This window comes from Rhodococcus sp. 2G (assembly GCF_001886355.1).
Taxonomy (GTDB): Bacteria; Actinomycetota; Actinomycetes; order Mycobacteriales; family Mycobacteriaceae; genus Rhodococcus; species Rhodococcus pyridinivorans.
Genome location: NZ_CP018063.1, coordinates 4,955,979 through 4,975,808, shown reverse-complemented (window position 1 = coordinate 4,975,808; position 19,830 = coordinate 4,955,979). Strand labels below are relative to the sequence as shown.

Below are 19,830 nucleotides of genomic sequence, written 5' to 3'. Positions count from 1 at the left end.
CGTTCGACATCTCCTCAGCGGATCCCCACACCCGACCCCGTGACCGGAGGAGACCCGAGATGTCCGTGGACGCACCGTCGTTGCTGCGCTGGTATGCCGCGCAGGCGCGCGACCTGCCGTGGCGCCGCGACGGGGTGACGGGCTGGCAGATCCTCATGTCCGAGGTCATGCTGCAGCAGACGCCGGTCGCCCGGGTCGCTCCGATCTGGGAGGAGTGGGTGCGGCGCTGGCCCGTGCCGTCCGCGATGGCCGCCTCGAGCCAGGCCGAGGTGCTGCGGGCGTGGGGCAAGCTCGGCTATCCGCGCCGCGCGCTGCGCCTGCACGAGTGCGCCGGCGTACTCGCCGCCGAGCACGACGACCGGGTTCCCGAGGACGTCGACGTCCTGCTGACCCTGCCCGGCGTCGGCGCCTACACCGCCCGTGCCGTGGCGTGCTTCGCATACGGACAGCGTGTGCCGGTGGTGGACACGAACGTGCGTCGTGTCGTCGCCCGCGCCGTCCACGGTCGGGCGGAGCCAGGAAACCCTTCGACCACAAGGGATCTCGCCGACGTCGAGGCTATCCTTCCGCGTCAGCGTGCACGTGCGGCGACCTTCTCCGCGGCGCTGATGGAACTCGGTGCGACCGTGTGCACCGCTCGCACGCCCGACTGCGGACGCTGCCCGCTGCCCGAGTGCGCATGGGTACAGGCCGGGCGGCCCGCCCACGACGGACCACCCCGGAAGGTGCAGAAGTTCGCCGGCACCGACCGGCAGGTGCGCGGCCGGTTGATGGCGGTGCTGCGCGAGAGCAGCGTCCCGGTGGAGCGTCCCGTCCTCGACAGCGTGTGGACCACGGATCCGGGCCAGCGCGACCGCGCCCTGCATTCACTGCTCGTGGACGGTCTCGTCGAGCAGACCGACGACGGCCGGTTCGCGCTCGCCGGTGAGGGGTCGGTGTCCTAGAGTCGACTGCCCGACAGCGACTGCGTCGTCAGGAAGCGCTCCACGGCGGCACGGAACTCGTCGGGCCGGTCGTCGTGCACGAGATGCCCGGCGCCGTCGACGAGGACGTGGTCGGTGCCGGGTCGCGTCGCCATCCGCCGCATCTGCCCCTCGGGGGTGATGGTGAACTCGCCTTCGAGCAGCAGCGCGGGCACGCGGATCGAGTTCCACTCGTCCCAGAAGTGCCGCGACCCCCACTCTTCCGAGATGTCGCGGAAGGTCTCGACCTCGCCGTGCAGATACCAGCCGTCATCGCGGCGGACGAACGAGTCGAGGAAGTAGCGACCCGCGACGGGCCCGAAGAAGTCGAACACCGCATCCCCGGTGGGGAACGGTTGCGGCCACTGCGCGATCATCGCCGCCCAGTTCGCGGCCGTGCGTCCCCGGAAGTCGGGCGCCATGTCCTCGAGCACCAGCGCGGTGACCCGCTCGGGATGGGTCGCAGCGAAGCACCACGCGTGCAGGGCACCCATCGAATGCCCGATCACGACGAGCGGTTCGGTGATCCCGGTGAGATGGGTTTCGAGATCGGCGACGAACGCCTCGGTGGTGAGTTCATCGGGAGCGGGACGACCGTGACCGGCGGCGTCGAAGGTGTACACGTGTCCGTGTTCGCGCAGCCACGGCACGTGACGACGCCACGTGCGGGCGCTGCCCATGAGACCGTGCAACAGCAGGATGGGTCGTCCGGTTCCGCCCTCGTCGTGCAACACAATCGACCAAGTTAGCGGAGTAGGCTCTCGCGCATGGCAGTCGTGAAGATCAACGCAATCGAAGTTCCCGAAGGCGCCGGCCCCGAGCTGGAGAAGCGATTCGCCAATCGGGCGCACACCGTCGACAACTCCCCCGGCTTCCTGGGCTTCCAGCTGCTCCGCCCCACCGCGGGCGAGAACCGGTACTTCGTGGTGACTCAGTGGGAGTCCGAGGAGGACTTCGCCGCGTGGCGCGACGGCGACGCACGTGCTGCCCACGCGGGTGAGGCGAAGAAACCCGTCGCGACCGGCGCATCGCTGCTCGAGTTCGAGGTCGTCCTCGACGTCAAGAAGTCCTGAGATGTCCGCGTCCGGCGGGTCCGGGCGTGAGTTCACCTATGCGGAGGTGGGAGCGAGCCTGCGTGCCTTCCGGGACGAGGCACCGCTCCCCTCCGGTTATCGACATCTGAGGGTCGAGAGCGAACTGGGCCGCGGCGACACCGTGTTCGAGGTCGCCGCTGCCCAGTTGTTCTCGTGGGACATGCACCGCGGCGCGGGCATACGGATCCCGCCCGGCACGCCCCTCGCAGTACCCGGCGTCGAAGTGGATCTCGGCTTCGGTCTCGGACCGGTGCGCGCGTCGGCGCGGTGCCGCGTGATCGAGATCGTCGACACCCCGGACATACGCGGGTTCACCTACGGCACACTCCCCGGTCATCCCGCCAGCGGCGAGGAGACCTTCGTCGTCGAGCGCACCGTGGACGGACGGGTGCGGGGAACGGTGCTCGCGTTCTCCCGCCCCGCCCGCTGGTACACGAAGCTGGCCGGTCCCGTCGGGCACCTGCTCCAGCAGCAGATCGCGCGACGTTATCTCGCGGCACTCACAGCTTGACCGTCACATCGTCGACGGCCCTGCGCAGGAACTGACGGAAGACGTCCACAGGCAGCGCACCCGACACCGCGACGGCGCGGTTGGCCACGAAGAACGGCACCCCCTGCACGCCGATCCGTCGCGCGTCGAAGAGATCGGCGGTCACGGCGTCGGCCGCCGCTTCACCGGCGGGATCGTCGCCGTCGAGCGCCGCGCGCGTCGACTCCGGATCGAGCCCGACCTCGGCGGCGACCTTCACGAGGACATCCACATCGTCGATCACCTCGCCGTCGACGAAATGCGCACGGAACAACGCTTCGAGCACCTCGTCGCGCTTGTCGCCCGCCAGATGCACGAGTCGGTGCGCATCGAAGGTGTTGGCGGCGACGACGTTGTCGAAGTCGATCTCGAGTCCAACGTCGGCAGCGGTGTCCGAGACCTGCGCGAACATCTGCCTGACCTGCTCGGCCGGCATCCCCTTCATCGCGACGAGCGCCTCCACCTCGGGGACCCGACGCCCGACCGGCGTGTCGGGCGAGAGCTGGTACGACCTCCAGGTGACCTCGATCCGGTCGCGGTCGGCGAAGGACTCGAGGGCCTCCGCGAAGCGCCGCTTGCCGATGTAGCACCAGGGGCAGGCGATGTCGGACCAGATCTCGATGTGAGCGGTGGGGAGAAGTACGTCAGGCATGCTCATATTCGATTGCAACCCGGCCCTGACGTGCTCTGTTCCCGGCCGATCGGTCCACGAACCCGTCAGCTCTCGAGCGCGGCGTCCAGGGAGATCTCGACGCCGGTGAGTGCCTTGCTCACAGGGCATCCGGCCTTCGCGTCCTCCGCGGCCTTGACGAAGCCGTCGGCGTCGAGGCCGTCGACCTCGCCCCGCACCTTCAACCGGATTCCGGTGAGTCGAAATCCGCCCGCCGGATCGGGCCCCAGCGAGACGTCGGCGGTGACCTCGAGGCTCTGCGGCGTGCCGCCCGCCTCCGCGATCAGCGCGGACAACTGCATCGCGAAGCACGACGAGTGTGCGGCGGCAATGAGCTCCTCGGGGCTGGTGGTGCCGTCCGCGTTCTCCGCCGAGCGTTTCGGGAACGACACGTCGAACGTGCCACGGCCCGAGCTGGTGAGCTCCACCTGACCGGAGCCCTTCTGCAGATCCCCGTTCCATGCGGTCCGTGCGGTACGAGTGGGCATGACCTCTCCTTCTCTGGGTGCGACAGCACTGCATGCGACAGTGCTTCACGAAGACAGTGCTTCACGAACCACACTTGCAGAGTCGTCGTGGTGGCGAGGGCCGTTCGCGCCAGAGCGTTCCTGATGTCCGGATCAGGCCGTTCGCGCCCTGAGTTCGCGGTCGCGCTCACGGATCGACTGCACGGCTCCGTCCCGTTCGTAAGGCCGCGCCTCGAGCCGCCGCTTCACCTCGGCGATCTCCCGCATACGCTCGGCGTGACCACGCCGGGCGGCGCGTCCGGCGCCTCCGGGCACCAGGACATTCAGGTCGCGTAGGAGGTTGCGCGCGAACCACACCGGGTGCTCATCGGCATCCGCACGATCGCCCGCGCGGCGAGATCGAGCTTGTCGTAGTCGACCCGGAACGGCACGCCGTCGAGGGTGGCGATGAACGCTGCCATCTCGGGCGCGGAATCGTCCACGGTCTCGATGCCGTGTTCGAGTGCCTGCTCGAACTGCGTGCGGATGCGGAGCCGGTCGCGGCGTATCGCGGCGACCAGATCGTCGGCCACGGGATCGCAGGTGTGCGCGAACTTGGCGAACGCCCGGGACTGGGCCCTGGTGGGCCGCACCGAGTCGCCGACGAGCAACGACATCGCCAGACGCGGGCCGCCTTCTCGCAGGATCGGCTTCGGTGCGAGTCGATCGGTTCGGTCGTGCAGGTAGGCAGTCGACGATGCATCGATCGTCACGTTTCCTCCTCGTCCGGACTCGGGGACCGACCATGACGAGGATTCCACAATTAGTACACACTTAATTCCGGAATTGGTCGATTCCGGAAGCCTGGTCGTGTTGTGCCACACTCGACGATGTGTCCGAGCCCGAAGCCACCCGCGCGTATCGCGGCGTCGCCCCGGCCGACCGGCGCGCCGAACGCCGCAAGCGTCTCCAGAACGCGGTGATCGACGTCGTCGCCGACGAGGGCTGGTCGGCGACGACGGTACGGAAGGTCGCGGCCACCGCGGGAGTCGGCCCCCGCTTCTTCTACGAGAGCTTCACCGACATGACCGACCTCGTCACCACCGCCTACGACGAGCTCGGCGCGACCCTGCTCGAACGCGCCGTCGACGCCATCGCGGCGGCCCCCGACGAGCTGCACGCCAAGGCACGCGCCGCGGTGGGAGCGATCGTCGGCGCCGTCGAACGCAACCCCCAGCAGGGTCGCTTCCTCATCTCCGACGCGCCCCCGCTCGCCGAGCGGAAGAGCGCGTTCATCCGGTCCGCCGCCGACGAACTCGCCAAGCAGAGCGACGCGATGGGCACCCGCCTCGACTCCCGGCAGGCCGAACTGCGTGCGGTGGTCGTCATGGCCGGCGCCGTCGAGCTCGTCCGCGGCTGGCTCGACGGCACGCTCGACATCCGTCCCGACGAACTCACCGAGATCGTCGCCAGCACCCTGTCGACACTCACCGCGCACATGCCGACCATCGGCAGATAAGCAGGCGGCAAGGTCGGCCGCGACCCGCGGCAGGGCAGATCGGCCGGAAAGAAGATCTCTGCTCAGCCCTGCACCGCGGCAGACAACCCGCTCAGAGCCTGGTCGACGTGGGCGGGCCACTCCCGGGCGTCGATCCGATGCACGCCCGCCTCCCCCGCGAACGCACTCGAGACCACCACATCGGGTTCCGTCTTCGCCAGCAGGCGCAGACTGTCGGCGAGCACACGGGCGTCGCTCATCCCCTCGATGTAGCCGGCCCGCCACGTCCCCGAAGCACCGCGATACAGCGTGTCGCCGGTGAACAGGTAGCGGGTCCCGTCCGCGCCGGGCACCAGATAGCAGGTGCTGCCCACCGTGTGCCCGGGTGTCGGAACGATCTCCACCCCGTTGTCGTCCACATGACGTTCCGTCAGCGGGACGTCGATGCGGGCGTGCCGGCCGACCACGTCGGCCTCCGCCGCTGCCGCGTGGAGTCTCGGCCCGAAGCGCTCGGCGATCCTGCCGAGCATCGGACCGGCCTCGTCCTGGTGGGACAGGTACTGGTCGGTGATCCCCCCGAGGCGGCCCAGTTCGTCGAAATCGGCCTCACCCGCGACCGAGTAGAAGAGCACGTTGTTCGTCCCGGTCCACAGATAGGCGTGCGTCCTCAGCCCCGGGAACGGATTGTCCTCCTGCGTCTCCCACAGATCGGGCAGTACTTGCCGCATCGCGATACCTCCTGGTCGTCGTCCGGTCACCACCACCATGCAACCTCGAGCCGACTGGAGGTCAAGTGCGTCGGACGACGAGAGGGGCGACACCCTCTCGGGTGCCGCCCCTCTCGGTACAGCAGGTGCCTGCTCCCACAGGCAGCGGACGCTTATCCGGCTTCGGACTCGCCCTCGCTGGACTTGGCCAGCGCGACCGCCGGGGTGTCCGGGACCTCGGCCGGCTTCTCGCTCGGCGTGAACGTGAACTTCGCGTTCTCGCCGGCACCCTCGCCGTCCCAGCCCTCGACGTCGACGAGGACGATCTGGCCTGCGCCGATCTCGCCGAACAGGATCTTCTCGGAGAGCTGATCCTCGATCTCGCGCTGGATCGTGCGACGCAGCGGACGTGCGCCGAGCACCGGGTCGAAGCCGCGCTTGGCGAGCAGCGACTTCGCCTTCTCGGTGAGCTCGATACCCATGTCCTTGTTCTTCAGCTGCGCCTCCACACGTCCGATCATCAGGTCGACCATCTGGATGATCTGATCCTGCGTGAGCTGGTGGAAGACGATGATGTCGTCGATACGGTTGAGGAACTCGGGCCGGAAGTGCTTCTTCAGCTCGTCGTGGACCTTGCTCTTCATCCGCTCGTAGTTCGACGCCTCGCCCGTTCCGGCCGAGAAGCCGAGCCCGACGGCCTTCGAGATATCGGCGGTGCCCAGGTTCGACGTGAAGATCAGCACGGTGTTCTTGAAGTCGACCGTGCGTCCCTGGCCGTCGGTGAGGCGACCGTCCTCGAGGACCTGCAGGAGGGTGTTGTAGATCTCCTGGTGGGCCTTCTCGATCTCGTCGAACAGAACCACGGAGAACGGCTTGCGGCGCACCTTCTCGGTGAGCTGGCCGCCCTCTTCGTAGCCGACGTAGCCGGGAGGAGCACCGAACAGGCGCGACGCGGTGAAGCGGTCGTGGAACTCGCCCATGTCGATCTGGATGAGCGCGTCGTCCTCGCCGAACAGGAAGTTCGCGAGCGCCTTGGACAGCTCCGTCTTACCCACACCGGACGGGCCGGCGAAGATGAACGAACCGGACGGACGCTTCGGGTCCTTCAGGCCGGCACGCGTACGGCGGATCGCCTTGGCGACGGCCTTGACGGCGTCCTCCTGGCCGATGATCCGCTTGTGCAGCTCGTCCTCCATGCGGAGCAGACGCGTGGTCTCCTCCTCGGTGAGCTTGAACACCGGGATACCGGTCCAGTTGGCGAGGACCTCGGCGATCTGCTCCTCGTCGACCTCGGCGATGACGTCGAGATCGCCCGCACGCCACTGCTTCTCGCGCTCGGCACGCTGCGCGACGAGCTGCTTCTCCTTGTCGCGCAGGCTCGCGGCCTTCTCGAAGTCCTGCGCGTCGATCGCCGATTCCTTCTCGCGACGGGCGTCGGCGATCTTGTCGTCGAACTCACGCAGGTCCGGCGGCGCGGTCATGCGACGGATGCGCATGCGGGCACCGGCCTCGTCGATGAGGTCGATCGCCTTGTCCGGCAGGAAGCGGTCGTTGATGTAGCGGTCGGCGAGTGTGGCCGACGCGACGAGCGCCTTGTCGGTGATCGAGACGCGGTGGTGCGCCTCGTAGCGGTCGCGCAGACCCTTCAGGATCTCGATGGTGTGCTCCACCGTCGGCTCCCCGACCTGCACCGGCTGGAAGCGGCGCTCGAGAGCGGCGTCCTTCTCGATGTACTTGCGGTACTCGTCGAGGGTCGTCGCACCGATGGTCTGCAGCTCACCGCGAGCGAGCTTGGGCTTGAGGATCGACGCAGCGTCGATCGCGCCCTCGGCGGCACCGGCACCGACGAGCGTGTGCAGCTCGTCGATGAACAGGATGATGTCGCCGCGGCTGTTGATCTCCTTGAGGACCTTCTTCAGGCGTTCCTCGAAATCGCCGCGGTAACGGCTGCCGGCGACGAGCGAGCCCAGGTCGAGCGTGTAGAGCTGCTTGTCCTTGAGGGTCTCGGGGACTTCACCGTTGACGATGGCCTGCGCGAGGCCCTCGACGACGGCGGTCTTGCCGACACCCGGCTCGCCGATGAGCACCGGGTTGTTCTTCGTACGACGCGACAGCACCTGCATGACGCGCTCGATCTCCTTCGCCCGGCCGATGACCGGGTCGAGCTTGCCTTCGAGAGCTGCCTGCGTGAGGTTGCGGCCGAACTGGTCCAGGACGAGCGACGTGGACGGAGTGCCGGTCTCGCCACGGCTCGTGCCGGATTCTGCGGGCTCCTTGCCCTGGTAACCGGACAGCAGCTGGATGACCTGCTGGCGCACCCGGTTGAGGTCGGCGCCGAGCTTGACGAGCACCTGCGCCGCCACGCCCTCACCCTCGCGGATGAGACCGAGCAGGATGTGTTCGGTACCGATGTAGTTGTGTCCGAGCTGGAGCGCTTCGCGAAGGCTCAGCTCGAGGACCTTCTTGGCACGAGGAGTGAAGGGAATGTGCCCCGAGGGCGCCTGCTGACCCTGGCCGATGATCTCTTCGACCTGGCTGCGCACACCTTCGAGGGAGATACCCAACGACTCGAGCGACTTCGCCGCCACACCCTCACCCTCGTGGATGAGGCCGAGGAGGATGTGCTCCGTGCCGATGTAGTTGTGGTTGAGCATCCTGGCCTCTTCTTGAGCCAGGACAACGACGCGCCGCGCGCGATCGGTGAACCTTTCGAACATCGCACTCCCTCACACTCTCCGGCCGCCGGTCCGGTACGCCGATCGTCCCGCACCCTGCTGCCGCTCTTAAGCTCCGGCACTCGAGTCGTTCGTCGGAACCTTTCAGAGGTTCCAAGCTCCCACTCCACACTCTAGTGGCCGTGGTATCGACTCGCTTTCCCTCTACCCTTCGGAAGGCGGCGAGAAAACCCGGTTTCAGAAGTCAACGCTGCACGTGGCGGATACGTTTCCGCAAGCTGTACGCCACAAGCGAACAAAGGCTGTGGGGGATCAACGGGCGAAGAATCGCTCGATCCTGCGTCCGAAGCTCCGCGAGGCGCGTTCGGGATCGGCCAGAGCACTTTCTGCGAGGACACTGTCCTCGTCCGACACCGTACCCGCTTCGAACGGCCGCAGCGAACGTCCCGGACCGCGCAACCGTTCGATGACGGAGATGAGCGAACCACCGTCCTTCGTGGCCTCCGCGATCACCTCGGGGTCGACGCCGAGATGTTCCGCCACCAGGATGTTGCGCAGCTCGACGGCGGCGCGGCCGACCGCGTCCCCGGGTTCGGCGGACTCGATGGCCAGGTCGCATTCGGTGTCGAAGCCCATCGAACGGTTGTTCAGGTTCGACGACCCGATCCGCAGCAACGTCTCGTCCATGACGACGACCTTCGCGTGCACGTAGATCGGCTCCCCGCCGGCGGTGACGGGATAGTAGGCGGCGAAACGGCCGTGCACGTCGGCCTCCCACAGCATGTGCAGCAGGGCCCGCCGGGCACCGTCCATGGCCTTGCGTTCGAGCCAGCCGTCGGCGTTGCGTGGGATCACCACCACGATCTCGGGGCCGTCCGGTTGCTGCAGTCGCTCGGCGAGAGCCTCCGCGATCCTGCGCGAAGCGAGGTACTGGCTCTCGAGGTAGAGAGTGTGCCGCGCCTTCTCGATCACCGACAGGTACAGCGCCTCGATCTCGTGGACGCCGTCCTTCCCGTCGTAGGCGGGCAGCGTGCGCGCGATGCCCACGTCCACACCGCGGAGGGTCGGCTCGAGATCGTCGGGCCAGATCGGCTCCGGCTCCGGCACGGGATCGAGCTCCTCCCCCGTGGCCGCCTTCCACCGGGCGCGGGCCTGGTCACCGAGGGCCCGCGCGGCGTCGCCGTCGACGGCGGTCGTCACGTCGTGCCACGGTCCGTAGCGTTTACCGCTCGGCTCCCGCCGGTATTTGCTCCGGTCCGGATGATCCGGGGTGTCCCAGCGGTCGACGGTCATATCGATACCGCCACAGAAAGCGATGCTGTCGTCGACGACGAGAATTTTCTGATGGTGCGCCGCGCCCACGGGATGCGCCCCGTCGATTTCGAAGTGCAGGCTCGGGTCGGTGAGCCAATCGAGCACGAACACCGGCGTCATTCCGCGTGCGAGGGCACTGAACGCACCGATGTTCCACTTGAGCAGATAAATATCGAGACCGGGTCGACGTTCGGGAAGCCATTCGAGGAATTCACCGAGTTTGTTCGGTCCCTCGAGAGTTGCACCCTCGGGTTCGAACTTGATCCGGGTGTCGAAATCCCACCCGATCAGCATGATGCGTTTTTCCGCCCGGAGCATCGCCGCCTTGGCGTGACGGAAATAGTCGGCGGCGTCGACTATGCAGGCCAACCTCTCCGCTCGCGCGATTCGCCAGCAGGTGGAACCTGGTTCGAGCACGGTCTCGGCCATGAGCGGATGCTACTCCCCGACCGCATCGTGCCGGGTCGTCCGCACGATCGACGTGTGTGACAGGCGCCACTGTGCCACAACCCAACCCGTCCACCGACGATTGTGGGGCGCCGTCCACGGATGGACGACGCCCCACGGACGAGGATTCGTCAGTGCGCTTTGTTGTACGCCTCGACGATCTCCGCAGAGATTCGGCCACGGGCCGACACCGGCAGATCGTTGTTCCGTGCCCATTCACGGATAGCGGCCGTCTGTTCGCGACCGGCACTTCCGGATCCGCTCTTGCGCGCAGCAGGCGCAGTTCCGGCAGCGGTCTTGCTCCGCTTGCGGCCGCCGACCTTACGAGCGTGTTCGATCCAGAATTCCAACTGCTCGCGCAGCCGTGCCGCATTGTCCTCGGAAAGATCGATCTCGTACGTTACTCCGTCGAGACCGAACTCCACCGATTCGTCCGCCGCGGACTCCTGATCCACATCGTCGATCAGGGTGACAGTGACTTTTTTCGCCATGTGGTGTAAATCCTCTCAAATGCGCTTCCCCCCGCGGGACGGGCACCACACTACCCGCCGATTAACGCATCGCAATATGGAGCGGTGAAATCCGATTAACGGGTGTTCGGTCGAACAATCGGGAACAGGATTGTTTCGCGGATTCCCAGACCGGTAAGTGCCATCAACAGACGGTCGATTCCCATTCCGGTACCGGTGGTCGGCGGCATTCCCTGTTCCATCGCGGCGAGGAAGTCTTCGTCGAGAGCCATTGCCTCGTCGTCCCCTTCCGACGCCAGACGCGCCTGGTCGACGAAACGCTCGCGCTGGATCACCGGATCGACGAGTTCCGAGTAACCCGTGGCGAGTTCGAAACCTCGGACGTACAGATCCCATTTCTCGGTGACCCCGCGCACCGTGCGGTGATCGCGTGTCAACGGCGACGTCTCCACGGGGAAATCACGCACGAAGGTCGGCTCGTGCAGCTGGTCGCCGCACATGTGCTCCCAGAGCTCCTCGACGAGCTTGCCGTGACCCCAGCCCTTGCCCTCGGGAATCTCCAGACCGACACGATCCGCGAGAGCCGTCAATTCCTCCAGTGTGGTGTCGGGGGTCACGTCCGTGCCGATCGCCTCGGACAGCGAGGGATACATTTCGAGAGTTTTCCATTCACCCCCGAAGTCGTATTCCGTACCGTCGGCGAGCGTCACCACATGGGTGCCGAAGACCCCGAACGCGACCTCCTGGATGATCTCGCGGATCATCCGCGCCGAATCATCGTAGGTTCCGTACGCCTCGTACGTTTCGAGCATCGAGAACTCCGGCGAGTGCGTCGAGTCGGCACCCTCGTTACGGAAATTGCGGTTGATCTCGAAGACCTTCTCGATACCGCCGACGACGCAGCGCTTGAGGAACAGTTCCGGCGCGATACGCAGGTACAGATCGATGTCGAGTGCGTTCGAGTGCGTCACGAACGGGCGGGCCGCCGCACCGCCGTGCAGGGTCTGCAGCATGGGCGTCTCGACCTCGAGGAAGCCGCGACGCTCGAGCGCGTTGCGCAGCTCGCGCACCACCGCGACACGCATGCGTGCATTGCGACGTGCTTCGGGACGCACGATGAGGTCGACGTAGCGCTGACGCACCCGCGCCTCTTCGTTCATCTCCTTGTGCGCGACCGGCAGCGGACGCAGCGCCTTCGACGCCATGGTCCACGAGTCGGCCATGACGCTGAGCTCACCGCGACGGGAGCTGATGACCTCGCCGTGCACGAACACGATGTCGCCGAGGTCGACCTCGGACTTCCAGGCGGCGAGCGCCTCCTCGCCGACGCCGGCGAGGCTGAGCATGACCTGCAGCTGGGTGCCGTCGCCCTCCTGCAACGTCGCGAAGCACAGCTTGCCGGTGTTGCGCGAGAACATCACGCGGCCGGCGACGCCCACGACGGTGCCGGTGGCGGTGTCGGGCTCGAGGTCGGGATACTCGGCGCGGATCTCCGCGAGCGTATGGGTGCGCGGGATCTCGACGGGATAGGCCTCCGAACCCTGTGCCAGGAGCCGTTCGCGCTTCTCGCGGCGAACCCGCATCTGCTCGGGGGTGTCGTCGGGCTGCTGAACGGTGGCATCACTCACGGGTAACCAGACTATCGGACACCCGAGGTCACCATTCCTGCAGATGCGCGCTTTCAGTGAGCGGTGACCCGCGCCACGTCCTGCGCGACGTGCTGGGCCTCGGCGACTGCGCCGACCAGGCGGGCCGCGCGGATGGCGTCGTAGCCTCCGACGAGGTGGGTGACCCGGCGCAAACCCTGCGCGTGCAGTTCGGTGACCACACCGTGCGAGCTCGCGCCGTCCGACGAGACGAGGATCCATTCGACGTCGCGGTCGACGGCGAGGGCGAGACGGCCCGGGCCGCCCGGATCGAGTCGCTCGGCGACGAGATCGGCGGAGATGGCCAGTGCACCGGGAAGCGTTCCCTGAGCGGCACGTTCGGCGTTCGAGCGGATGTCGACGATGACGGCGCCGCGGGCGACCGCTGCGGACAGTTCGGTGGGGTACGTGCGCTCGACGGCGAGCCGGTGGAAGGCGACCGGAGCAGTAGCGGTAACCGTAGAAGCGGCAACCGGAGCAGCGGTGGAAACAGAAGTGGTGGAAAGAAGCGCAGCGCGCATGAGAAAACTCCCAGGAATGTGTTATCGGTCGAGGCGGCGGTCAGCCTCGACAACACTCCTGGGTGCTCATGCAACGGATCACGAGGAACATCTTTACACAGAATGACGCTCAGCGGAACCCGCAGTTCCGCGTGCCGCTCGTCTCACCTGGTTCCGCTCGTACACCAGACGCAGCCCCTCGAGGGTCAGATCCGGCTCGTGGTGCTCGAGGGTGCGCGACTCCGGCATGATCAGCGGCGCACTGTCGCCGGTGCCGATGACGGCCACGTCGTCGCCGTCGAAACCGGGCACCTCGGCGCAGATGCGCCGCACGATGCCGTCGACCATCCCGGCGAACCCGAAGACGGCCCCGGACTGCATGCACTCGACGGTGTTCTTTCCCAGAACACCTCGGGGACGGAGCAATTCGACCTTCCGCAGCGCCGCCGACCGCGACGCCAGCGCATCCATCGAGATCTCCACACCCGGAGCGATGGACCCGCCGAGGAACTCCCCCTTGCCCGACACGACGTCGACGCACGTGGAGGTCCCGAAATCCACGACGATGCACGGGGATCCGTAGAAGTGGTAGGCCGCCAGACTGTTGACGATGCGGTCGGCGCCGACCTCCTTCGGGTTGTCCACGAGCAGCGGCACTCCCGTGCGCACCCCCGGCTCCACCACTACGTGCGGCACCGACGACCAGTAGCGGTCGAGCATGACGCGCACCTCACGTAGCACCGACGGCACGGTCGACAACGCCGCCACCCCGGTGACCTGCTCGGCAGATTCGCCGAGCAGACCGCGGAACAGCAGGGCGATCTCGTCAGCGGTCATCCTGGGGTCGGTACGGACGCGCCAGTCGCGCAGCAGCCGCGCGTGCGAGCCGCTGCCCGCGAACACCCCCAGGACGATATTGGTGTTGCGGACGTCGACGGTGAGGAGCACCTCTAGACCAGGGACGGGGAGTCGAGAGTCGACAGCATCCGCGGCGTGATCAGGCCCGAGCCCTCGGGAGCGTGGGCGGGATCGTTGCCGAGCTCGACCTGGCGGTTGTCGGCGTCGACGAACACCACGCGCGGGTCGTAGTCCTTGCACTCCTGCTCGTTCATCACGCCGTAGGCGATGAGGATGACGAGATCGCCGGGGCTGACGAGACGTGCTGCGGCACCGTTGATCCCGATGACGCCCGATCCACGCTCACCGGCGATGACGTACGTCTCGAGCCGGGCGCCGTTGTCGATGTCGACGATGCAGACCTGCTCGCCCTCGAGCAGATCCGCGGCGTCCATCAGATCCTGGTCGACGGTCACCGAACCGACATAGTGCAGATCCGCGTGGGTGACGGTGGCGCGGTGGATCTTCGACTTCATCATGGTGCGGAACATGCTCGTCCTCGGTTTCTTTCTCGTTTCCGAATTCGATCGGTGGGTCAGCGGTTCGTCAGGTTGTCTTCGGCGTCGGGATCCACCGGACCGGTGGCTCGTTCGAGGAAGCCGGTGCCGACGGCGACCCCGACGTTGTCGATGAGGCGTGTGGAGCCGAGTCGTGCGGCGACGAGCAGTCGGCCGTCGCCGCGTTCGGGTGCCGGCCCCAGATCGGCGCCGCGCACCTCGAGATAGTCCACCTCGATCTGCGGACTCTGCGCGAGCACGTCGCGTGCCGTGGACAAGATCGCCTCGGCTCCGCCCGCTGCGGCGTGTGCGCCGGCGACGAGCGCCGCAGACAGCGTGGTCGCGATCTCGCGCTGCTCGGGGTCGAGATAGCGGTTGCGGGAAGACAGTGCGAGCCCGTCCTGTTCGCGCACGGTGGGAACGCCGAGGATACGGATGTCGAGATTCAGGTCGGCGACCATCTGACGGATCAGAGTGAGCTGCTGGTAGTCCTTCTCACCGAAGAACGCCGTGTTGGGACCGACGATGTTGAACAGCTTCGCCACGACCGTCAGCATGCCCGCGAAATGACCGGGACGCGCAGCACCTTCGAGCTCCGACCCGAGTGGACCCGGATGGATCGTGGTGCGCGGGCCCTGCGGGTACATCGCCGAGACCGTCGGCACGAGGGCGAGTTCGACGCCCGCTTCGCGGAGCAGTTCGAAGTCGGCGTCGAGGGTGCGCGGGTAGGCGTCGAGATCTTCGTTCTTCCCGAACTGCAGCGGGTTGACGAAGATCGACACGACCACGACGGCCCCGGTGAGCTTGGCCTGGCGCACGAGTTCGAGGTGACCGGTGTGCAGCGCACCCATCGTCGGTACGAGTGCGACGGTGCGGCCGACGCCGCGCAGAGCCCGGGTGACCTTGGTCAGGCCTGCGGGATCGTGGTGAACGGTCAGTTCACCTCGCACGTATCCGCGCTGTCCTGCTTCACTCACCGTATTCAGCTCCTTCGAGAATTGCCATCAGTTCCGGCTTCGACCCGGTCCGTTGCGCCGATCGCAGCGACAGCGCGCGGTACCCGGCGGCGATCAGCGGGTCGACGGCCTCGAGCGCACGCAGGTGCGCGGCCACGGCGTCGGCATCGCCGCGCGCGACCGGCCCGGTGAGGGCCGAGGGCCCGCGCCGCAGCACGTTGTCGAGCGCTGCGGAGAGCAAAGGCTGCAACACCCGTTCGGCGACTCCACCGGGGGCGTCGTCGACGAGTTGCTGGCCGAGCAGTTCCTCCCCCTGCAGGGCGCTGCGCAGTGCCTCGACGGCGTCGGCGACCAGCGTGACCAGGTGGTTGCTGCCGTGCGCGAGCGCAGCGTGGTAGGTCATGCGCATGGACTCGGGGACGCGGACCGGCTCGCCGCCGATCTCGAGGACGAGGGACTGCGCGATGGCGTAGCCGATCTCGTCGGCGGCCGTGATGCCGAAGCACGCGGAGGAGAGCCGGTCGATGTCCTCGTCGTGGCCGGTGAAGGTCATCGCGGGATGGATCGCGAGCGGCACGGCGCCCTGCTCGGTCAGCGGCTCGAGGATCGCGGTGCCGTGAGCACCGGAGACGTGGACGACGATCGTGCCGGCGGCGACCGAACCGGTGGCTGCGAGGCCCTTGACCAGGGACGACAGTTCGGTGTCGGGAACGGCGAGAAGAAGGAGATTGCAGCGGCCGGCAACCTCGTCGACCGGCAGGATCTGCGAATCCGGCAGGCGCGTGGCGGCACGGTGCCGCGAGACGTCGGAGACGGCCGAGCAGGCCACGACGACATGACCAACGCGTTCGAAAGCTGCGCCGAGTGCAGTGCCGACCCGTCCGGCGGACACGATTCCTACCGACAGGCGCGCAGGCGCGGGTGCGTTGGTGATCCCGAAGGAATTCACGGGAGTCCTCTCGTTCGTTCCAGTCCCGCTCAGCGGGTACCGGACGTTCCGCTCGACAATAGCGCGCGTTTTCCGGGGCTCGCCACGGTCGGGCCGAGTGATCTGCGCCTCATCGTCCGAGGTGGGGCGGGTGCGACCTGCCGCGCGATCGCCCCGCGATCAGCGCTCGGCCGACAACGACGCGAGGATCTCCGCGACCGTCCGGCCCTCACCGTCGGCGCGACGGCGCCGGGAGCGACGTCCGGACGATTCGTGGTCGCCCTCGTCGTCCTCCTGGGTCGTTTCCGCAGCTCCATCGGCCTTCGCGGCGGTGTCCTTCCCCTCCGCGGGGTCATCGCCCTTCGTCTTCGCTCCGGCCCCGTCTGCGTCCGTTTGCGGGTCGGGATCGGATCCGGACTCGTGCTTGCCGGGCTTCTGCGGCTCCGGCTTCCCGTCCGCCGCCTTCTCGGCGCTCGCGACCTTCGCGTCCCCGGTCTTCGGGTCCCCCGTCTTCGTGTCTCCGACCTTCTGATCCTCGACTTCCGCGTCCTCGATCTCGGCGTCCGGTCCTGCGGCCGCTTTTCCAGCCGTCGCCTTCTCGACCGTGACCTTCCCGGTAGCGGACTTCCCCGTCGCAGAATCAACCTTCGCCTGTTTCTCGGTACGCGGTTCTTCGACATCACCCTTCGCGGACGTCTTCTCCGACGCCTCCGCCGCCCGCATGGCCGCCTCGACCGACTCGGTCTCCGCGGTGACCGGCTCGTCGTCGGGAGAGGCGAAGGCCGGTCCCGACGGACGCGGAGCGGACACCCGCGCCGCCTCGCTCAGTCCACGCAGCTTCTCCGCCTGGCCCTCGAGGGCGACGACATCGTCGGGGAGCCGGCCGTCGAACAACATCTCGAGCGTGCGGCGCAGGGTGGCCAGCTCGGTGCGCAGGGCCGCCATCTCCCCGGCGTCGAGTTTCAGATCGGCACGGACCTTCTCCTCGACGGTCAGCTCGTACTCGCGCCGCGCCGCGATCTCTCGTTGCAACTGCAGTTCGTAGACCGTCTTCAGGTCGTCGGCCTTCGCCCGATCGAGCGCCGATTCCCGGCGGTACTTGTTCATCGCGATGGCTCCGACAGTGGCAGCCCACAGGGCGACGACCACCGCGACACGCAGCAATTGCACGCTCTCACTGAAGATCAACAGCAGCGAGGCGATCATCGCCAGAGCGAGCAGACCGGCCACGATCATCGAGCCGGTACTGCGCCACGGACGGCGATTCCTGTCTGGTCGCGCCGAGGTTGCCATGACCATCAGGGTACTTGGGTGGGTCCTCGGATCGGAGCCGGACGACACGCCCTTCCCCACCCCGAAATCCGATGTCAGAGCGCCGGTTCGTTCGGTTCGTCGGGGTCTTCCGGTGTCCGGCAACAGTATTCGAGCCACAACGCGGCCGCCGCCAGCGCTATGCCGGCGAGGGCTCCGACGAGCACCCCCGACGTGTCGTCGGTGGCGGCCTGCACGACGCCGCGTTGCGGTACGAGATACAGCAGGAAACCGGCCCACACTCCGGCGCTCGCGGCACCCACCAGTGCGGACGCCTTGGCGAGCGCGACCGCGCGGGCGGCGGTGATGGGATGCAACCTGCCGGGGCCCTCACCGATCTCGTGCTTGCCGACCCGCGACCGGATCATGAACGCCAGGATCACCTCGATGACCGCGACGGGATACAGCGAGGCTCCCGCGTAGACGGGGATGGGCGGCAGCGAACCGTACATTGTGCGGACGAGCAACCACGCGACGATCGCTGCCAGCACGGCCAGCGCCAGCAGATCTCGGATCCGGGTCTGTTTCAGCACTCGGCGTGTCCCTGGGTCTTCGGCCCGGCCAGCGTCAGGTCGGTGCGGTGCACACCTTCCCGTTCGGCGGCGTCGAGTTCGTCTAGCCAGTCGCCGATGCCCAGCCGCCGGCCCTCGGCGGTGAGCACGGCCTCGGGTTCGACGTCGAGCCACGGGACGAGCACGAACGCCCGCTGGTGTGCGCGCGGGTGCGGCAGGATCAGTTCCCGATCGTCGCTGCGCACCTCACCCTCGCCGCTGACGCAGGTCACGACGTCGACGTCGAGGCTGCGCGGACCCCAGCGCTGGATCCGGACGCGTTCGGCGGCCTCCTCGAGTTCCTGGCCGAACCGCAGCCAGTCGCGCGGACCGAAGGCGGCATCCTCCGCGACGACGACCGCGTTCAGGAAATCCTCCTGTTCGACGCCGCCCCACGGTGCCGTCGAGTACACCGCCGAGACGGCGACGGCCCGCTCGCCCAATGCGTCGACGACCGACCGCAGGTGCGCGAGCCGGTCGCCGATGTTCGATCCGATGGACAGCACAGCACGACTCATCAGGCGCTCCCCGTCACATCGCTGCGGGAGCGGTCGATCACCACGGCGACGTCGCCGAAGGTCAGCGGGATCGGCGCCGACGGCTTGTGGAGCGTGACCTCCACCCGGGCGACACGCGGGTCGGTGAGCACCTCGTCGGCGATCTCCCCCGCGACCGTCTCGATGAGATCGCGGCCCGGACCGGCGATGATCGCCGCGGCTCGCTCGGCGAGTTCGCCGTAGTGCAGCGTGTCGGCCAGCTCGTCGGATGCCGCGGCCGGCGCGAGATCGAGCCACACGACGATGTCGACGACGAAGTCCTGACCGTCCCGCTTCTCGTGCTCGAAGACGCCGTGGTTGCCGCGGACCGTCAGTCCCCGTAGTTCGATGCGGTCGCTCACGCGTGCACTCCTTCCGCGCTGCCGCGCTGCCAGGCACGCACCACCGCGAGCGCGTCGCGGGATGCCTGCACGTCGTGGACGCGTACGCCCCATGCGCCGTGTGTGGCGGCGAGCGCCGAGACGACGGCCGTGGCGACCTCACGACCCGAGGGCGGGCGGACCGTGCCGTCGGGCGCCGCGAGCAGCGATCCGAGGAATCGCTTCCGGGACGCCCCGATGAGCACCGGGAAACCCAGTTCGGTGAGTTCGGGCAAGCGCTGCAGCAACTGCCAGTTGTGGTCGGGTTCCTTCACGAAACCCAAACCGGGATCGAGCACGATCTTGTCGGAGTCCACGCCTGCGGCCACCGCGATGTCGACCTGCGTGAGCAGCTCCTCGCGGACCTCGCGGACGACGTCCTCGTAGTGCGTCGAACCGCCCGCGTGGACGAACTCGCCGAGGGGACGCCAGTGCATGAGGATCCACGGCACCCCGGCCTCGGCGACCACCGCGGCCATGTCGGCGTCGGCGCGCCCACCCGAGACGTCGTTGATCATGGTCACCCCGGCCTCCACGGCCGCCTCGGCGACCGAGGCGCGCATCGTGTCGACGCTCGTGGGGATGCCTGCCTCCGCCAGAGCGGCGATGACCGGCGCCACGCGGGACGCCTCGACCTCCGGGTCGACGCGCACGGCCCCGGGCCGGGTGGACTCGCCACCCACGTCGACGATGTCGACGCCGAGCTCGCGCAGCTCGAAGCCGCGGGCTATCGCGGTCTCGCAGTCCAGATAGCGACCGCCGTCGGAGAAGGAATCACTGGTGACGTTCAATACGCCCATCACGACAGGCCACTGT

23 protein-coding genes are annotated in these 19,830 nt (G+C 67.7%); 4 read left to right on the top strand and 19 right to left on the bottom strand.

The features are described 5' to 3' along the window. Window positions 1–59: 59 nt before the first annotated feature. Window positions 60–944: an A/G-specific adenine glycosylase gene (locus BO226_RS23630; RefSeq protein ID WP_071936208.1), complete on the top strand. Its 885-nt coding sequence runs from the start codon at window positions 60–62 to the stop codon at window positions 942–944. On the opposite strand, the gene BO226_RS23625 is transcribed toward BO226_RS23630, so the two are convergent. Next, entirely contained in the window at window positions 941–1,696 is a 756-nt protein-coding gene (locus BO226_RS23625; protein ID WP_064256749.1) for an alpha/beta fold hydrolase, read from the bottom strand. The two genes, BO226_RS23630 and BO226_RS23625, sit on opposite strands and share 4 nt — an antisense overlap. Before the next feature lie 33 nt (window positions 1,697–1,729). Here BO226_RS23625 and BO226_RS23620 point away from each other — a divergent pair, with 33 nt between their 5' ends. After that, a complete protein-coding gene (locus tag BO226_RS23620; RefSeq protein WP_006550495.1) occupies window positions 1,730–2,035 on the top strand; it encodes an antibiotic biosynthesis monooxygenase family protein in 306 nt (101 codons plus the stop codon). A 1-nt stretch (window position 2,036) separates the two neighbouring features. Beyond that, complete coding sequence (locus BO226_RS23615; protein ID WP_006550496.1) at window positions 2,037–2,567, top strand: DUF1990 family protein; 531 nt, start codon at window positions 2,037–2,039, stop codon at window positions 2,565–2,567. Here BO226_RS23615 and BO226_RS23610 read toward each other — a convergent pair. The 3 genes from BO226_RS23610 to BO226_RS23595 all read right to left on the bottom strand — a co-directional run bounded on the left by BO226_RS23610 (window position 2,557) and on the right by BO226_RS23595 (window position 4,474). Beyond that, on the bottom strand, window positions 2,557–3,243 hold the full coding sequence (locus tag BO226_RS23610) for a DsbA family oxidoreductase (protein ID WP_071936207.1): 687 nt from the start codon (window positions 3,241–3,243) through the stop codon (window positions 2,557–2,559). The two genes, BO226_RS23615 and BO226_RS23610, sit on opposite strands and share 11 nt — an antisense overlap. Window positions 3,244–3,302: 59 nt before the next feature. Further along, window positions 3,303–3,743 carry an OsmC family protein gene (locus BO226_RS23605; RefSeq protein WP_006550498.1) on the bottom strand — a complete coding sequence of 147 codons (441 nt, stop codon included), beginning with the start codon at window positions 3,741–3,743 and terminating at the stop codon, window positions 3,303–3,305. Window positions 3,744–4,045: 302 nt separating this feature from the next. Further along, window positions 4,046–4,474: a hypothetical protein gene (locus BO226_RS23595; RefSeq protein ID WP_156895317.1), complete on the bottom strand. Its 429-nt coding sequence runs from the start codon at window positions 4,472–4,474 to the stop codon at window positions 4,046–4,048. Between the two features lie 119 nt (window positions 4,475–4,593). Between BO226_RS23595 and BO226_RS23590 the strand changes: the two genes are divergently transcribed. Then, on the top strand, window positions 4,594–5,220 hold the full coding sequence (locus BO226_RS23590; RefSeq protein WP_064256747.1) for a TetR/AcrR family transcriptional regulator: 627 nt from the start codon (window positions 4,594–4,596) through the stop codon (window positions 5,218–5,220). A 62-nt stretch (window positions 5,221–5,282) separates the two neighbouring features. On the opposite strand, the gene BO226_RS23585 is transcribed toward BO226_RS23590, so the two are convergent. The 15 genes from BO226_RS23585 to folP form a co-directional block, all read right to left on the bottom strand. Further along, window positions 5,283–5,927 carry an MBL fold metallo-hydrolase gene (locus BO226_RS23585; RefSeq protein ID WP_024102848.1) on the bottom strand — a complete coding sequence of 215 codons (645 nt, stop codon included), beginning with the start codon at window positions 5,925–5,927 and terminating at the stop codon, window positions 5,283–5,285. Between the two features lie 152 nt (window positions 5,928–6,079). Further along, window positions 6,080–8,623, bottom strand: coding sequence for an ATP-dependent Clp protease ATP-binding subunit (locus BO226_RS23580; RefSeq protein WP_071936204.1), 2,544 nt, complete (start codon window positions 8,621–8,623; stop codon window positions 6,080–6,082). Between the two features lie 270 nt (window positions 8,624–8,893). Then, window positions 8,894–10,324: a phospholipase D-like domain-containing protein gene (locus tag BO226_RS23575; RefSeq protein WP_071936203.1), complete on the bottom strand. Its 1,431-nt coding sequence runs from the start codon at window positions 10,322–10,324 to the stop codon at window positions 8,894–8,896. Between the two features lie 149 nt (window positions 10,325–10,473). Next, window positions 10,474–10,833: a histone-like nucleoid-structuring protein Lsr2 gene (locus tag BO226_RS23570; protein ID WP_006550504.1), complete on the bottom strand. Its 360-nt coding sequence runs from the start codon at window positions 10,831–10,833 to the stop codon at window positions 10,474–10,476. A gap of 95 nt (window positions 10,834–10,928) precedes the next feature. Then, complete coding sequence (gene lysS, locus BO226_RS23565; protein WP_232333457.1) at window positions 10,929–12,395, bottom strand: lysine--tRNA ligase; 1,467 nt, start codon at window positions 12,393–12,395, stop codon at window positions 10,929–10,931. Between the two features lie 98 nt (window positions 12,396–12,493). Further along, window positions 12,494–12,979 carry a rhodanese-like domain-containing protein gene (locus BO226_RS23560; RefSeq protein WP_064851585.1) on the bottom strand — a complete coding sequence of 162 codons (486 nt, stop codon included), beginning with the start codon at window positions 12,977–12,979 and terminating at the stop codon, window positions 12,494–12,496. A 93-nt stretch (window positions 12,980–13,072) separates the two neighbouring features. Further along, window positions 13,073–13,906, bottom strand: coding sequence for a type III pantothenate kinase (locus BO226_RS23555; protein ID WP_064256742.1), 834 nt, complete (start codon window positions 13,904–13,906; stop codon window positions 13,073–13,075). A 2-nt stretch (window positions 13,907–13,908) separates the two neighbouring features. Next, the gene (panD, locus tag BO226_RS23550; protein WP_006550510.1) at window positions 13,909–14,346 is read right to left on the bottom strand and encodes an aspartate 1-decarboxylase; all 438 of its coding nucleotides are present in this window, start codon (window positions 14,344–14,346) and stop codon (window positions 13,909–13,911) included. A gap of 44 nt (window positions 14,347–14,390) precedes the next feature. Further along, on the bottom strand, window positions 14,391–15,329 hold the full coding sequence (gene panC / locus BO226_RS23545) for a pantoate--beta-alanine ligase (protein ID WP_071936202.1): 939 nt from the start codon (window positions 15,327–15,329) through the stop codon (window positions 14,391–14,393). Continuing rightward, on the bottom strand, window positions 15,322–16,257 hold the full coding sequence (locus tag BO226_RS23540; RefSeq protein WP_024102843.1) for a Rossmann-like and DUF2520 domain-containing protein: 936 nt from the start codon (window positions 16,255–16,257) through the stop codon (window positions 15,322–15,324). The genes panC and BO226_RS23540 overlap by 8 nt, the downstream gene beginning before the upstream one ends. 159 nt (window positions 16,258–16,416) lie before the next feature. Further along, window positions 16,417–17,529, bottom strand: coding sequence for a DUF6779 domain-containing protein (locus BO226_RS23535; protein WP_232238017.1), 1,113 nt, complete (start codon window positions 17,527–17,529; stop codon window positions 16,417–16,419). 74 nt (window positions 17,530–17,603) lie between these two features. Then, complete coding sequence (locus tag BO226_RS23530; protein WP_019290198.1) at window positions 17,604–18,080, bottom strand: DUF3180 domain-containing protein; 477 nt, start codon at window positions 18,078–18,080, stop codon at window positions 17,604–17,606. After that, window positions 18,074–18,616 carry a 2-amino-4-hydroxy-6-hydroxymethyldihydropteridine diphosphokinase gene (folK, locus tag BO226_RS23525; RefSeq protein ID WP_006550515.1) on the bottom strand — a complete coding sequence of 181 codons (543 nt, stop codon included), beginning with the start codon at window positions 18,614–18,616 and terminating at the stop codon, window positions 18,074–18,076. Before folK ends, BO226_RS23530 begins: the two co-directional genes overlap by 7 nt. After that, window positions 18,616–18,996 (bottom strand): dihydroneopterin aldolase, encoded by a 381-nt coding sequence (folB, locus tag BO226_RS23520; RefSeq protein WP_071936200.1) that lies wholly within the window; start codon window positions 18,994–18,996, stop codon window positions 18,616–18,618. Before folB ends, folK begins: the two co-directional genes overlap by 1 nt. Next, a complete protein-coding gene (gene folP / locus BO226_RS23515) occupies window positions 18,993–19,814 on the bottom strand; it encodes a dihydropteroate synthase (protein ID WP_197539145.1) in 822 nt (273 codons plus the stop codon). The genes folB and folP overlap by 4 nt, the downstream gene beginning before the upstream one ends. Window positions 19,815–19,830: the final 16 nt, after the last annotated feature.